The sequence below is a fragment of the Tessaracoccus sp. MC1865 genome, assembly GCF_017815535.1.
Taxonomy (GTDB): domain Bacteria; phylum Actinomycetota; class Actinomycetes; order Propionibacteriales; family Propionibacteriaceae; genus Arachnia.
The window spans coordinates 2,693,096-2,708,124 of record NZ_CP072596.1; the positions used below are offsets into that span (position 1 = coordinate 2,693,096).

General features: G+C 69.0%; 12 protein-coding genes. 7 read left to right on the plus strand and 5 right to left on the minus strand.

Going from position 1 to position 15,029, the window contains the following annotated elements:
• Window positions 1-42: 42 nt before the first annotated feature.
• Together pknB and J7D54_RS12585 are read left to right on the plus strand one after the other, a co-directional pair.
• Window positions 43-1,959 (plus strand): Stk1 family PASTA domain-containing Ser/Thr kinase, encoded by a 1,917-nt coding sequence (pknB, locus tag J7D54_RS12580; RefSeq protein WP_182764188.1) that lies wholly within the window; start codon window positions 43-45, stop codon window positions 1,957-1,959.
• A gap of 154 nt (window positions 1,960-2,113) precedes the next feature.
• Window positions 2,114-2,755: an aminodeoxychorismate/anthranilate synthase component II gene (locus tag J7D54_RS12585; RefSeq protein ID WP_245244011.1), complete on the plus strand. Its 642-nt coding sequence runs from the start codon at window positions 2,114-2,116 to the stop codon at window positions 2,753-2,755.
• 99 nt (window positions 2,756-2,854) lie between these two features.
• Here J7D54_RS12585 and J7D54_RS12590 read toward each other — a convergent pair whose 3' ends face one another.
• From J7D54_RS12590 to mmsA, 3 genes are all read right to left on the minus strand, one after another.
• Window positions 2,855-4,000 carry a sugar-binding protein gene (locus tag J7D54_RS12590; protein ID WP_182764190.1) on the minus strand — a complete coding sequence of 382 codons (1,146 nt, stop codon included), beginning with the start codon at window positions 3,998-4,000 and terminating at the stop codon, window positions 2,855-2,857.
• 99 nt (window positions 4,001-4,099) lie between these two features.
• Window positions 4,100-5,422: a sugar ABC transporter permease gene (locus J7D54_RS12595; RefSeq protein WP_182764191.1), complete on the minus strand. Its 1,323-nt coding sequence runs from the start codon at window positions 5,420-5,422 to the stop codon at window positions 4,100-4,102.
• Window positions 5,423-5,453: 31 nt separating this feature from the next.
• Window positions 5,454-7,016 carry a multiple monosaccharide ABC transporter ATP-binding protein gene (mmsA, locus tag J7D54_RS12600; protein WP_182764192.1) on the minus strand — a complete coding sequence of 521 codons (1,563 nt, stop codon included), beginning with the start codon at window positions 7,014-7,016 and terminating at the stop codon, window positions 5,454-5,456.
• Between the two features lie 147 nt (window positions 7,017-7,163).
• Here mmsA and J7D54_RS12605 point away from each other — a divergent pair, with 147 nt between their 5' ends.
• Entirely contained in the window at window positions 7,164-8,348 is a 1,185-nt protein-coding gene (locus J7D54_RS12605; RefSeq protein WP_182764193.1) for an ROK family transcriptional regulator, read from the plus strand.
• Window positions 8,341-9,099: an ATP-binding cassette domain-containing protein gene (locus J7D54_RS12610; RefSeq protein WP_182764194.1), complete on the plus strand. Its 759-nt coding sequence runs from the start codon at window positions 8,341-8,343 to the stop codon at window positions 9,097-9,099. The genes J7D54_RS12605 and J7D54_RS12610 overlap by 8 nt, the downstream gene beginning before the upstream one ends.
• Before the next feature lie 28 nt (window positions 9,100-9,127).
• On the opposite strand, the gene J7D54_RS12615 is transcribed toward J7D54_RS12610, so the two are convergent.
• Window positions 9,128-10,144 carry a LacI family DNA-binding transcriptional regulator gene (locus tag J7D54_RS12615; RefSeq protein ID WP_209455132.1) on the minus strand — a complete coding sequence of 339 codons (1,017 nt, stop codon included), beginning with the start codon at window positions 10,142-10,144 and terminating at the stop codon, window positions 9,128-9,130.
• Between the two features lie 110 nt (window positions 10,145-10,254).
• Between J7D54_RS12615 and J7D54_RS12620 the strand changes: the two genes are divergently transcribed.
• The gene (locus J7D54_RS12620; protein WP_182764196.1) at window positions 10,255-13,134 is read left to right on the plus strand and encodes a glycoside hydrolase family 32 protein; all 2,880 of its coding nucleotides are present in this window, start codon (window positions 10,255-10,257) and stop codon (window positions 13,132-13,134) included.
• A gap of 60 nt (window positions 13,135-13,194) precedes the next feature.
• Here the strand turns inward: J7D54_RS12620 and J7D54_RS12625 are convergent, their stop codons facing one another.
• Window positions 13,195-13,968, minus strand: coding sequence for a DUF881 domain-containing protein (locus tag J7D54_RS12625; protein ID WP_245244013.1), 774 nt, complete (start codon window positions 13,966-13,968; stop codon window positions 13,195-13,197).
• Window positions 13,969-14,096: 128 nt separating this feature from the next.
• Between J7D54_RS12625 and J7D54_RS12630 the strand changes: the two genes are divergently transcribed.
• The gene (locus J7D54_RS12630; protein WP_076061306.1) at window positions 14,097-14,381 is read left to right on the plus strand and encodes a cell division protein CrgA; all 285 of its coding nucleotides are present in this window, start codon (window positions 14,097-14,099) and stop codon (window positions 14,379-14,381) included.
• Entirely contained in the window at window positions 14,378-15,025 is a 648-nt protein-coding gene (locus tag J7D54_RS12635; protein ID WP_209455133.1) for an HAD-IA family hydrolase, read from the plus strand. The genes J7D54_RS12630 and J7D54_RS12635 overlap by 4 nt, the downstream gene beginning before the upstream one ends.
• The last annotated feature ends 4 nt before the right edge of the window (window positions 15,026-15,029 follow it).

The window sequence follows — 15,029 nt, forward strand, 5'->3', positions numbered from 1 at the left end:
TGCTTCAAGATGGTGCGTGACAAACCGAAAGGACCGGGTGCGATGACAGAGCGAGGAGCCCTGCTCGGCAACCGCTACGAACTCGATCAAGTCATTGGTCGAGGTGGCATGGCCGAGGTGTGGCGCGCGCGGGACGTGCGGCTGGAACGTGACGTCGCGATCAAGCGGCTACGCGTCGACCTGGCCAGCGACCCGACGTTCCAGGCCCGGTTCCGTCGGGAGGCCCAGTCGGCCGCGGGGCTGAACCACCCCAACATCGTCGCCGTCTACGACACCGGCGAGCAGCTCGACACCGTCTCGAACGTGTCGGTGCCCTACATCGTGATGGAACTCGTGGAGGGCGTCACGCTGCGTGACGTGCTGCGCGGAGGGCGCAAACTCGTACCCGAGCGCGCGTTGGAGTTCACCGCCGGCGTGCTGGACGCACTGGCGTACTCGCACCGCGCCGGGATCATCCACCGCGACATCAAGCCGGCCAACGTCATGATGACGTCCAACGGCACCGTCAAGGTGATGGACTTCGGCATCGCGCGCGCCGTGGCGGACACGTCCGCCACCATGACGCAGACCGCCGCCGTGATCGGCACCGCCCAGTACCTGTCGCCGGAGCAGGCGCGCGGCGAGAAGGTCGACAACCGCTCCGACATCTACTCCGTCGGTTGCCTCCTCTACGAACTGCTGACCTCGCAGCCGTTGTTCAAGGGCGACTCGCCCGTGAGCGTCGCCTACCAGCACGTCCGCGAACAGCCCGTCCCGCCATCGCAGATCGACCCTGAAGTCACGCCGGAGATGGACGCCATCGTCCTGAAGTCGCTGTCGAAGGACCCCAGGGACCGGTACCAGGACGCGTCGGAGATGCGCGAGGACATCCTGCGCTCCCTCAGCGGCCAGCCGGTGTTGGCCGCCGCTCCAGCGGACGTGCCCACGCAGGTGATCCCGTCTGACCCCATGACGACGACCGCCCGCCGCGGCGTGATGCCCGCAGACCCCACCGTCGCCTCCACGAACTCGCCGGTGGTGCCACCGCCGATGGTGCCCATCGAGCACCTCGCCGACGAAGAGGACGAGCCCCGCTCCCGCACCGGCATGATCGTGCTGGCCGTCGTGGGCGGGCTCGTGGTCATCGGCCTGATCATCGGCCTCCTGATGCTGCTCAACCCGCCCGGCCCCACGGAGACCACGCCGTCGCCCACGCCGTCGGTGTCGCTCTCGCCGTCGCCGTCGCCGTCGCCCAGCACCGAGTCGCCCACGCCCAGCCCGTCGCCCTCGCCGTCGGAGAGCCCGACGGTGGAACTGGCGCTCATGCCGGACGTGATCGGCATGAACCGCGCCCAGGCGGAGAACGTGGTACGCAACGCCGAACTCCAGCCCGTCGTCGAGGAGCGCCCCGGCACCGCCGACGACCGTGGACAGGTCGTGGAGACCGACCCTGTCGCCGATGTGGAACTGGAACCCGGCTCCGAGGTGACGCTGTTCGTGTCCACCGGCGTCGAGACCCGCACCATCCCGGAGACGGTCACGGGTATCAACTACGACGCCGCCGTGGACCTGCTGACCGCCAGCGGTTTCACCAACATCCAGGAGGCCGTGCAGGCCGATCCCAGGGAGGAGGGCCCGCAGGCCAACCTGGGCGACGTCATCAAGACCGAACCGGCCCCGGGCACCGCAGTCGCCATCGACACGCCCATCACGCTGTATGTGGCGACGGGCAACTCGATCGTGCCGCGCCTGACCGGCCTGAACCAGGCCGACGCCACCGCCGCCGCCGCGGAACGTGGCTTCACCATCACAGTGGTGGAGGAGGAGTCGACTGCGCAGGTGCCCGGAGTCGTCTTCGAGCAGGAGGCCGTGTGGGATGAGCCGTGGCCGCGGAACCAGCCCTTCGAGGTGAAGGTCGCCAAGGCCCCCGCCTCGGAGCCCCCGGCAGCCTCCAGCCCGGCGGCATCACCGACGCCGTAGCCGGCCGCACCCGATAGACGTCCGCCAGATGCAGGTACCCCCCTCGAAAAGAGGGGGGTCACTCCACCTGGTGGCCGTTTACCGTTCTCCTGCCGTGGGTACGTGCCGGTGGAGCGGCGGGGCCACACCGCGCCCGCGGTGGCACAATGGCTCAGTGGCCCGCATCCTCGTCATCGACAATTACGATTCGTTCGTCTACAACATCGTGTCCTACCTCGCCCAGATCGGCGCGGAGGTCGAGGTGTGGCGCAACGACGACCCCCGCTTCGCGGATGAGCGCTGGCACGAAAGCTTCGACGGCATCCTGATCTCCCCCGGCCCCGGCACTCCGGAGGCCGCCGGCGTCTGCATCGACGTGGTGCGCACCCTCAGCGGCGTGAAGCCCATCTTCGGCGTCTGCCTGGGTCTGCAGGCCATCGGCGTCGCGTTCGGCGGCGTCGTGGACCGGGCGCCCGAGCAGCTCCACGGCAAGACTTCGCCCGTGTTCCATGAGGGCACGGGCGTGTTCAAGGGACTGCCCTCGCCCGTCACCACCACCCGCTACCACTCGCTGGCCATCATGGAGGACTCGGTTCCCGAGGTCCTGGAGGTCACCGCGCGGACCGAGAGCGGCGTCATCATGGCGGTACGGCACCGCGAGCTCGCCGTCGAGGCCGTGCAGTTCCACCCGGAGTCGGTCCTCACCGAGGGCGGTTACCAGATGCTGGCCAACTGGCTCACGGAGTGCGGCGACACCGACGCCCCCGCCCGCGCCGCGGGGCTCTCGCCCCTGGTCACGGCGGACCTGAGCCGCTGACCAAGAGCACGCGGAAGCCGCCCGGATCCTGACGGATCCGGGCGGCTTCTCCCATTCAGTCGAGCGGCCACGAGGCGCGGCCGACTCTCACGAGTCTGGTCAGGCCAGGTTGTCCTCGAAGAGCTTCATGCGGTCAGCGTCGTTGGCGAAGACCTCGGCGGCGTTAGCCTTGGTGACGACGACGGGGTCGAGCTGGTAGATGTCGACGTCCTTGGTGCCGTTGTTCTCCTGGGTATCGGCGGCAGGGAGGCCTGCTCCCGACTGGAGGGCCTTGATCAGCTCGACCGTCTTGGCGACCAACGCGTCGGTCGGCTTGGCAACGGTGGAGTACTGCTCGCCCTTGGCGATGGAGACGATCGACTCGTTCTCGGCATCCAGGCCGTCGACCACCGGGATCCTCGACTGACCGGCCTGCTTCACCGAGGTCAGGATGGCGCGGGCGATGCCGTCATTCGGGGAGAGGACGCCGTGGATCTCCTTGTCGGAGTAGAAGCCCGAGAGCAGGGAATCCATGCGCGACTGCGCCTTGGCGTTGTCCCAGTCCTGCGTGGCGACCTGGGTGAAGTCGGTCTGGCCGGACACGACGACGAGCGTCCCGTCGTCGATCTTGGGCTGCAGCACGCTCATGGCGCCCTTGAAGAAGTTCGGGGCATTGGGATCGGCCGGACCGCCGCCGAAGAGTTCGATGTTGTAGGGGCCGGGGCCAGTGGCCTCGAGTCCCTCGAGGAGCGACTCGCCCTGCAGTTCACCGGTGCGGACGGAGCCGAACTGCACGACCGCGTCGACGGCGGTGGTGTTCTCGATGAGTCGGTCGTAGCCGATGACGGCGACTCCAGCGTCGTGCGCCGTGGTCAGCACGGAGCCCAGCTGGGTGCCGTCGACCGGGCCGACGACGATGACCTTGGCGCCCTGCTCGATGAGCGCCTCGATCTGCTGCTGCTGCTGCGGCACCTTCTGGTCGGCGCTCTGGATGAGGGGCGTGAACCCGGCCTCCGTGAGCTGCGCCTCGAACATGGTCTCGGCTTCCTTCCAGTTCTGGGTGCCCAGCCACGGGAGGGCCACGCCGATGGTGGCGTCGGCCGGGAAGCCACCCTCGCTGCCGGCGGTGCTGGCCTCGCCGGCGGCCGGAGTGGTGCCGTCGCCGGCCACCGTGGCGTCGCCGCCCCGTCCGCCGCCGCAGGCCGTCAGGCTGAGGGAGGAGATCAGAAGTGCTGCCACGACTGCGGCTGTGCGCTTCAACTTCATGGTGGTGTTCCTTTCGGAGATTTTGGGCAGCATCGCCCAGGGGTGGGGTGGCGGAATGCCGTTAAAGGGGGTGTGACAAGGGTGCCGGTGTCGGCGGGATCAGGACGGAATGGTGGCCTTGTTGTCGGTCGCCGGGCCTTCGACGGGGACCTCGGGGGTACCTGCCAGGTGCTGGGCCTCGGGAGTCCCTGCGGGGACCTCCGCGACGTCGGGCTTCTTTCCGACGTTGCGCATCAGCGTGCCGATGATCGACGGCTTGCCCTGGTTCTTGTTGTGCACGTCGAAGGCGACGGCGGCCAGCAGGACGAGGCCCTTGATGACCTGCGTCTGGTCCGCGCCCACCCCCATCAGCATGAGCCCGGAGTTCAGGACGGCCATGACCAGGCCACCCACCATCGAGCCGACGACGGTGCCGATACCACCGGAGACCGCGGCCCCGCCGATGAAGACCGCGGCGATGGCGTCGAGCTCCCACATGGTTCCGTCGGAGGGGCCCGCGGCGGTGGAGCGGCCGATGAAGAGGATGCCCGCGACGGCAGCGAGGAAGCTCATGTTGGTCATGACGAGGAAGTAGGTGCGCTGGGTGTTGACGCCCGAGAGCGCGGCCGCGGCCTTGTTGCCGCCGACGGCGTAGATGTGGCGGCCGAAGCGGGTGCGCTGCGTGATGGTGTGGTAGATGATCACGAGCACGACGAGGATCAGGCCGGGGATGGGGAACGACGTGCCGGGGCGGCCGCTGCCGAACAGCCACGTGACGTAGCCGATGACGCCCGCGATCAGCACCACGCGGGTGCCGGTGACCCACAGCGGGATCTCGGAGCCGCGGGCCTTGGCCTGGCGACGTCGGTTGATCTCGCTGTACGCGAACCAGGCCAGCGCGAGGAGCCCGAGCAGCAGCGTCGAGTTGTTCAGACCGGTCCAGGCGGGCCCCCACTCGGGCAGGTAGCCGGCGCCGAGGTAGGAGAACTGCGTGGGCACGGGCACGGAGATGGAGTGCGACATCCAGATCACCAGACCGCGGAAGATCATCATGCCCGCCAAGGTGGTGATGAACCCCGGGATGCCCATCTTGGCCAGCCAGAAGCCGTGCCACATGCCCACGAGCACGCCGAGGACGAGGCCGAGCAGGAGGCCCGCCCACCAGGGGAAGCCGTACTGGGCGATGGAGATGGCCACGCTCATCCCGACGAAGCCGGCCACCGAGCCGACCGACAGGTCGATCTGCCCGATGACGATGACCATGACCATGCCGATGGCCAGGATCAGCACATAGGCGTTGCCCGAGATGAGGTTCTGGAAGTTGGACGACGTCAGCATCCGGCCGCCGGAGATGACGTTGAAGACGACGACGAGCGCGATCAGCGCCAACGCCATCGTGTACTGCTGGAGCTTGCCTCCAAAGACCTGCTTGAGAGCTTTCATGATGGTTCGATCTTCCATGGTGACTGCGCCGTCAGGCGGAGAGAGCCGGGGCCGCCGGCGCGGTGGACGTGGTGGTCATCCGGCGCATCAGGGTTTCCTGATCCGCCTCGGACGCCGGGAGGTCGCCGGTGATCCGGCCTTCGCAGATCGTGTAGATCCGGTCGCAGATGCCGAGCAGCTCGGGGAGCTCAGAGGAGATGACGATCACGCCCTTGCCGTCATCGGCGAGTTGGTGGATGAGTTTGTAGATCTCGTACTTGGCGCCGACGTCGATGCCCCGCGTCGGTTCGTCGAGGATGAGCAGCTCGGGTGAGGAGTACATCCACTTGCTGAGCACCACCTTCTGCTGGTTGCCGCCCGAAAGCGTGGCCACGCCGACGTCGACGGAAGAGCTCTTGATCCGCAACTCGCGCCGGTACCGTTCAGCCACCTCGGCCTCGAGTCGCGGCTGCAGCAGGAACCGTCGCACGATGCCCTTCAGGTTCGCCGAGACGACGGTGGCCTTGATGTCGTCGATGAGGTTGAGACCCAGGTTCTTGCGGTCCTCGGTGACGTAGGCGATGCCGGCGGCGATCGCCTTCTGGACGGTGTTGGCGTGCACCGGCCTGCCCCCGATGAGCAGTTCGCCGGAGCGGTAGGTGCCGTAGGAGTGGCCGAAGATGCTGCGCGCCAGCTCGGTACGTCCGGCGCCCATGAGGCCGGCGAAGCCCACCACCTCGCCACGGGCCACCGTGAAGTTCGCGTCCCTGACGACGAGGCGGCCGGGGACGTTGGGGTGTTCGACGTTCCAACCGCGTACCTCGGCGAGGGTCTCACCGATCTTCGGGGTCCGGTGCGGGTAGCGGTTCTCGAGCGAGCGACCCACCATGGCGCGGATGATGCGGTCCTCGTCGACCTGCCCGGCCACCACGTCGTAGGTCTCGACGGTGCGGCCGTCCCGGATGACGGTGACGGCGTCGGCGACCGCCGCGATCTCGTTGAGCTTGTGGGAGATCATCAGGCAGGTGATGCCGCGGGCTTTGAGCCCGCGCATGAGGTCCAGGAGGTGGGCGGAGTCGTCCTCGTTGAGCGCCGAGGTGGGCTCGTCGAGGATGAGGACGCGGACGTTCTTGGACAGGGCCTTGGCGATCTCGACGAGCTGCTGCTGGCCGACGCCGAGGGTCTTGACCTGGGTGTCGGGGCTGATGTCGAGGCCGACGCGCGCCAGGAGGTCCACCGCCTGTGTGCGGGCCGCCTCCCAGTCGATCAGTCCTCCGCGCATCACCTCTGAGCCGAGGAAGATGTTCTCGGTGATGGACAGCTCCGGGATGAGGGCCAGCTCCTGGTGGATGATCACGACGCCGTGTTCCTCGGAGGACTTGATGCCGTTGAAGTGCATCTCCTCCCCCTCGAGCAGGATCTCACCCTCGTACGTGCCGTGCGGGTAGACCCCGGACAGCACCTTCATGAGGGTGGACTTCCCCGCACCGTTCTCCCCGCAGATGGCGTGGATGTCGGCGCGGCGCACGGACATGGTGACGTCGTCGAGCGCCTTCACGCCAGGGAACACCTTGGTGATGTTGCGCATCTCGAGCAGCAGTTGCTCAGCGGCCATCTACGTCTCCTTCGACTGTCGCTGTCCTCTATGTCAACGATGTCATCAATGTACGGGCCCCCACCCTTGACGTCAAGCCTTGAACTCAACCGTTACCGATTCGTGATGCTGGGTTCAAGCCTTAATGCTCGCTGGTAGGGTTGCCGCATGAGGGAAAGCAGCGGAGCGCCCGGCTCACAGGCCTCGCTGCGCGAGGCGAACAGCGCCCGCATCCTCGAGGCGGTGAAGCTCTACGGCCAGCTCACACAGGTCGAGCTCGCCGCCGCCACGGGCCTCTCCCCCGCCACCGTCTCCAACATCGTGAAGCAACTGCTGGCGGCCGGTACCGTCGAGACGTCGGCGACGACGCGCTCCGGACGCCGCGCCCAGCTCGTCACGCTGGCCCGCGTCACCTCCCTCGCCCTGGGCATCCACATCCGGCCCCGCGCGCTCGAGATGTCGCTGGTGGACGCCAGCTACGCCCAGGTGGCCCGGCAGCACCTGCCGCTGCCGCCAGAGCATCGCTTCGACACCACGCTGGACCGCGCCGCGATGTTAGCCGCGGAGCTCGCCGATCAACGCGGGCTCGCGGTGGGAGAGCTGGTGGGGATCGGCGTCGCGATGCCATCCGCCAACCGCGGCGGCGCCGTCGTCGGCCTGCCGACGTGGGACGACGTCGACGTGGCCGACGTCATCGAGCGACGACTGCACCGCCCCGTCCTGGTGGAACGCGAGACCGACGCCGCCGCCCTCGCCGAGGCCCGCGTCGGGGCCTTGCGCGGCGCGGCGTGCGGCGTGTACGTGCGCGTGGGCGAGGTGACGGATTCCGCGATCGTGCTCGGGGGCGCCGTGCTGCGCCCCGGTTCGGCTCCCGCGGCGGGGCTCGGCCACGTTCGGGTCGCTCCGGACGGGGCCATCTGCCGCTGCGGTGCCCGAGGCTGCCTGAACACCGTCGTGTCGATCGAGGCCCTGCGCGAGCTGGTCCGGATCAGCCACGGCTCCCTGTCGCTGCGCGACATCGTGGCGGCGGCGAACTCGGGCGACAGGGGCTGCCGGCAGGTCGTCACGGACGCGGGGGCGGCGATCGGTGCCGCGCTCGCAGACCTCGCCACCACCGTCGGGCCGGACCGCATCGTAGTGGGCGGGCCGTTGGCCCAGGCGGGCGACGCGCTCCTGGGGCCCATGCTCGACGCCTTGGGCGCCAGACCGCTCCTCGCCGACGCGGGCTCCCTCCTGGTGCCGGGCCAGCTCGGACAGGAAGCGGAAACCCTCGGCGTCGTCGCCCGCGTCTTCGACATGATGTCCTTGACGTCTGTGCTGGAAACATCCTCAGGAGGGGAGCAACGTGGCTGAACCGCTGTTGGAGCTCAGATCCGTGCACAAGGCCTTCGGCGGCGTGCAGGCGTTGGTCGACGTGGACCTCACGGTCCGCGCGGGCGAGGTGGTCGGCCTCGTCGGCGACAACGCGGCCGGTAAGTCCACCCTCGCCCGCATCGTCGCGGGCGTCTACCAGCCCGACGCGGGGCAGGTCCGGCTGGCAGGCCGGCCGGTGGCCATCGCGTCGGCCAAGGCGGCCATCGCGCTCGGCATCGCGACGGTGTTCCAGGAGTTCGCGCTGGTGGAGAGCCTGGACGTCCCGTCGAACATCTTCCTCGGCCGCGAACTGAGCCGCAGCGACGGGCTGCTGGACGAGTCACGCATGGAGCTCCTCGCGCGCCAGTACCTGGACCAGCTCAACAGCCGCATCCCTGACCTGAGCGTCCCCCTCCACCAGCTCTCGGCCGGGCAGCGGCAGTGCGTGGCCATCGCGCGCACCCTCGTCACAGACCCGCGGCTGGTGATCCTGGACGAGCCCACGGCGTCGCTGTCGGTGGGCCAGACGGCAGAGGTGTTGAGCCACGTGGAGCGACTCCGGGAGTTGAACCTCGGCGTCATCCTCATCAGCCACAACCTGGCAGACGTGCGCTCCGTGGCGGACCGCATCGAGGTGCTGCGCCACGGCCGCAACAACGGCTCGTTCGCAGTGGACGAGGCAACCTACGAGAACGTGCTCTCTGCCATCACCGGCGCCACGCGCCACACGAAGCCCGCCGCGGGCCTCTGAGCCGACGGCTCGACGGCGGAGCGCAAGGTCAGGAACGCCCGGCTGTGATCTCGCCCGAGCCGCGCACGATCAGGCGTGTCGGCACGACCACCTGCTCTGGGCGCAGGCCCTCCCCCCGGACGCGCGCGATCAGCCGGGTGGCCGCCAACTCGCCTAGGGCGTCCGGGTCCTGGGCGATGACCGTGATGCCCGGCCGCACCAGGTCGGCCATCGGGATGTCGTCGAAGCCCACCAGCGCGACGGAGCGCTCGAGCCCCAGCCGCTGCAGCGCCCTGACGGTGGCGATCGTGATGTCGTTGCGGCCGGACAGGATGGCTGTCGGCGGCGCGTCGGATCCCATGAGTCGCTCGATGGCGGCGATCACGGCCGCCTCATCTCCCAGGTCCGTCGTCACGGTGCAGTCCGGAAGGTCACGGGTGGCCTGGCGGAAGCACGCGGTGCGTTCCCTCGAGGTGCTGATCACCTGCAGGTTGGACAGGAAGGCGATCCTGGTGTGCCCGTACCCGCGCACGTGCTGGACGGCGGCTCGGACGCCGCCGGCGTTGTCGGAGGTCACGGAGTCACAGGCGACGTCGGGAGCAGGGCGGTCCGCGAAGACGACGGGCCAGCCGCGCTCGAGTTCGCGTGCCAGGAGCGAGTGGTCCTCGCGCACGGTGAGCACGATCAGCCCGTCGAGCCGACGCGCCACGAAACCGCGGAGGCGCGCGAGTTCGACGTCCGGGTCGTCCTGCGTGCTGGCCGCCAGCGTCATCATCCCGTGGTCATTGGCGACCCGCTCCACCGCGCGGTGCAGCCGCGAGTCGAAGGCGTTGCCGACACTCGACAGGAGCAGCCCGATCGCTCCCACGCCCCCGTCGCGGCGACGCAGGTCCGAGGCCTGCTGGTGCATCACGTAGCCCATCTCGTCCGCCGCGCGGAGCACGCGCTCCGCCGTGGCTGACGCGACGTTCGGCTCGCCGTTCATGACGCGGGAGACGGTCTTGATGGCCACCCCTGACGCGCGGGCGACGTCACGCATCGTGGGGCGGGAGGAGTTGGGGAACATGCGAGTCATTTTGCCGTCAAATCTCATGAACGGCGAACTAACGATCAAGGTGACCCCAGCCTTTGTCACCCTCTGCCATGACAACGTTGTCACCAGAAGGGAAACAACCAATGGAACGACTGACCAGGGCAGGAATCGCCCTCACGGTGGCGCTCGGCGCCGCCGTCGGACTCCCTGCTGCAGCCGACGACACGGCCGGGCAGGAGCCCTACCGCCCGGCCTATCACTACACGCCGGAACGCAACTGGATGAACGACCCGAACGGGCTCGTCCACCACGACGGCGTCTGGCACCTCTACTACCAGCACAACCCCTCCGCGGACACGTGGGGCAACATGTCGTGGGGCCACACGACCAGCCCGGACCTGCTGCACTGGAGCGAGCAGCCGCTGGCCATCGCCCAGACGTTCAACGGCGAGGGGCAGGCGGTCGAGGACATCTTCTCCGGCTCCATCGTGGTCGACACGGAGAACACCAGCGGCCTCGGCACCACCGACAACCCGCCGCTGGTGGCGCACTACACCAGCGCCTACACCGGCGCACATCCCACGCTGGCCGGCATCCAGGCACAATCGGTGGCCTACTCGCTCGACGGCGGCTACACCTGGGAGAAGTATGCGGGCAACCCCGTGCTGGACCGGGGCTCGCAGAACTTCCGCGACCCGAAGGTGAGCCGCTACACATCGCCGGAGACCGGCGAGTCGTACTGGGTGATGGTCGCCGTCGAGGCGCTCGACCACCAGGTGGTGCTCTACCGCTCCGACGACCTGCTCGAGTGGACCTACCTCTCCACCTTGGGCCCGGCCAATGCCACCGGCGGCATCTGGGAGGTGCCAGACCTGTTCCCACTGACTGTCGACGGCACCGACGAGACCAAGTGGGTCATGGTGGTCAACCTCAACCCCGGATCCCCTGCAGGCGGTTCGGGTGCCCAGTCCTTCGTCGGCGACTTCGACGGCGTGACCTACACCGCCGAGAACGTCGTCTCGGGTGACGAGGTGGTGCCCGGCACCGTCGTCGAGGACTTCGAGTTCGGGACGTGGGCGGATTCCGGGTGGACCGTCGCCAACGACCCGGGCAACGAGTTCAACGGCCCCTTCGGCGACGGCCCCCAGCCCGGCGCCTGGCGGGACCAGCAGGCCATCAACGGGCACCGCGGCGAGCGGCTGGTCAACAGCTTCGTCGGCTGGGACTGGCCGGTCGGCACGATGAGCTCAGCGCCGTTCAGGGTCGAGGAACCCTGGCTCAACCTGTTGGTGGGCGGCGGCAACCACCCGCGCGTCGACGGTGGCCAGCTCGGCAATGAGCCCCCCGCCGGCACAGTGCTCTGGAACGGCTTCGAAGGACTTCGCGACGGCGGCAGCCTGGCCGACCTGGGCTGGGTGGGCACCGGCGAACTCGCGGCCACCGACAGCCCGGCCTACGCCGGCGGTGACTACTACCTGGGCGACGCCCGCATCAACACGTGGGAGGGTGTCCCCAAGGGCGACGACAACACCGGAACCCTGACCTCGCCGTCGTTCCTGATCGACGGCGACCACCTCTCCTTCCTGGTCGGCGGCGGTCGCGAGCGGCCGGGCCTGGCCGTACAGCTCATCGTCGACGGCGAGGTGGTGCGCACCGCGGGAGGCCAGGACGCCGGCGCGCTGCAGTGGACCAGCTGGGACATCGCGGAGTTCCGCGGCCGCGACGCCACGTTGCGCATCATCGACGAGGTCGGCGGCGGCTGGGGCCACCTGACGCTCGATCACGTGGTCATCGGCGACGAGCCAGCCGTGCCCCGTTCCTCCGAGACCACCGTCAACCTCGTGGTCGACGGCGAGGTCGTGCGCAGCGCGACCGGGCGCGATTCGGAGCTGCTCGACTGGGTGGCGTGGGACGTCGCCGAGTTCGCCGGGCAGGAGGCCCAGCTCCTCATCGTGGACAACAACCGGTTCGGCTGGGGTCACATCCTGGTGGACGACATCGTGGCCGCGGACGCCCCGCAGCCCCGTCGCATCGAGACCTATGACTGGCTGGACTGGGGCCCGGACCACTACGCGGCCATCTCCTTCGCCAACGTCCAGGACGGCCGCCGCATCATGATCGGGTGGATGAACGACTGGCGCTACGCCGGCGCCATCCCGACCGCCCCGTGGCGCAGCGCCAACACGCTGCCGCGCGAGGTCACGCTGGAGCTCGTCGACGGTTCCTACGCGCTGCGTCAGGTGCCGGTGCGCGAAGCGTCCTCGCTCGAGGTGCCTTCTGAACGGCTGCGGCGCACGAACGTGGCGGTGGACGATTCGGTCGTCGCGCTGCCGTGGGCGTCGGATGCGTTCAAGCTCGACGTGACCGTCGAGCCGCGGGACGCCTCGTTCGCGGGGGTCGCCGTACGCACCGACACCGCCTTCGGGACCGACAGCGGCGAAGGCACGCTGGTGGGCATCGACGCGAAGACCAACCGGCTGGTGGTGGACCGGACCCGCTCCGGCGCGACGGGCTTCCACTCGCAGTTCGCCGCCGTCGACTCGGCACCGTTGGTCAACCCGGACGGCACCGTGACGTTCACGGTCTACGTCGACCGGGCATCGGTCGAGGCGTTCGCCGAGGGTGGCCTCCGGACGATCACCAGCCAGGTGTTCCCTGATCCGGAATCACTCGGCCTGTCGCTGGTGAGCGAGGGCGGGACGGCACGATTCGTCTCCGTGGTCGCCACTCCCCTCACCCCCAGCGTCCACACCGGCGCACAGCCGATGGACGCCTCGGTGGTGTCGGCGAACTGCGAAGCCGGTGTCGTCGTCGAGGTGTCGAACCCCACGGACGAGCGGCAGGCAGTGCGGCTCTCTTCGGTCTCCGGGGTCCGGAACGTGACGTTGGCAGCCGGTCAGACGACCAGGGTCACGCTGGCGGGGCAGCCGTCACTGGCCGCCGGCTCCCTGTCTGTGGCGGCGACGGCGAAGCCCAGCCAGACCGCCAGCTGGACGTCGGTGAGCATGCCGGCCTGCAGCTGACCTTCTGCGAGTCGGCGCGGGCCGTGGCGGTGGCCGCGGCCCGCGCCGTTCGCTGTGCCATCAGTTCGGGCGGGCGAACCGCACGCCCGTGGACCCACTGAACGCCGGCAGTTCCAGCGTTCCCACGCCCTCCACCGAGTAGCCCAGCCGGTAGGCCTCCACGTACTGCCGGTACACCGACACCGCGGGAGACTCGTCGAGCGCGGCCTGCATCTGGGTGCGGTCGCCGATGGCCTCGATCACGTACGGCGGGGCATAGGGGATGCCGTGGAGCACGACGGTGTTGCCCACACACTTGATGCCAGTGGTCGCGATCACCCGCTGTCCCTGGATGGTCATCGCCTCGGCGCCACCGGCCCAGAGCGCGTTGACCACGGCCTGGATGTCCTGCTGATGCACCACGAGCGCATCGTCGTCCACTCCGGGGGGCCGCACGTCGGCGGGTGCGTCCGTGAGCGTCACCCGGATACCCGGACCCGTGACGGCCACCATGCTCGCCTCGCGCTCCGCGAAAACCAGTTCCGAGGTGAAGTCACCCGAGCCCTGCCGGCTGGTGAGCTCGTTCACCTCTGCCTGGAGCGCGTCGACCTGCGTGCGCAGCTCCTCGTTGCGCCGGCTCTGGCTGATGATCAGGTCACGCATGTCGGCGGTGCGGTCGCTGCGCAGGTCCGTGCCGCGCGCAGCGATGGCAGCCACCGTCATCATCAGACCGGCGATGACACACACCAGGATGGTGGTGGTGCGGCCCCGCGGCGACCGGGAGCGCAGCTGGTTGCGCGCCATGACGGTGCGCACGGCGGAGACCCGCTCCCTCAGCACCGGCCACAGTTTCATGCGCCCAGAGTACGTGGCGCGGGGGCATCGACGAGGGCCCGAGCCCGCCGTCGTCCATCATGAGCGCGCAGATGTGGGCATTGTCGCCGGCGTCAATTAGGCTAGGCGAGATCGTAGAAGGAGACATCGTGGCGGAATCCAAGGTTCGCAAGCAGGCTGCTGACAAGCAGAAGCGCAAGCGCCTGTCTGAACTCGCTGAGCAGCGCGCCGAAACCGCGCGTCTCGCCCCAGGCGGGCGCAACTGGGTACCGGGCGTGTTCATCCCCATCGGGCTCCTGGGCGTCGCGTGGATGGTTGTCTACAACCTCGCGGGCCAGGACATCGGCTTCATGCGCTCCATCGGTGACTGGAACGTCGCCATCGGGCTCATCCTGATCGTCGTCGGCTTCTCCGGCATGACGCTCTGGAAGTGACCCGCACCCTCGGCGTCTTCGACGCCGTCATCTTCGATTTCGACGGCACCCTCGCAGATTCCACCGCGGCCATCGTGCGCGCCGCCGCCACGTGGGCCACGGAGTTCGGCGTGGAACCACGTCACCACAGCCAGTTCACCGGTCTCCCCAGCGACGTCATGGTGCGCGCCCTCCTCCCCGCCGACAGATTCGACGAGGCGCACGCCCGCATCGAGGAACTGGAGATCGAGGACGTCGCTGATGTGATCGCCCTGCCCGGCGCCCTTGAGGCGCTGCAGTCAGTGCCGGCCGAGCGGGCAGCCATCGCCACGTCCTGTTCGGGGCCGTTGCTCGATTCCCGCATGGTCGCCACCGCGCTGCCCCGTCCGTCGGTGGTGGTGACGCGTGACGAGGTGGTGTTGGGCAAGCCGGCGCCGGAGTCGTTCGAGCTCGCCGCCCGGCGCCTGGGGTTCCCCGCTGAGCGTTGCCTCGTGGTGGAGGACGCTCCCGCCGGCGTGGTGGGTGGCCGTGGAGCCGGTTGCTCCGTGCTGGGCGTGCTGACGCACCACACGGAGGACGAACTCGGCGCCCACTGGCACGTGACAAACCTGTCGCAGGTGGCCTTCGAGGCCCGGGCCGACGGTGTCGCCGTCGTGTGGGCCTGACCCC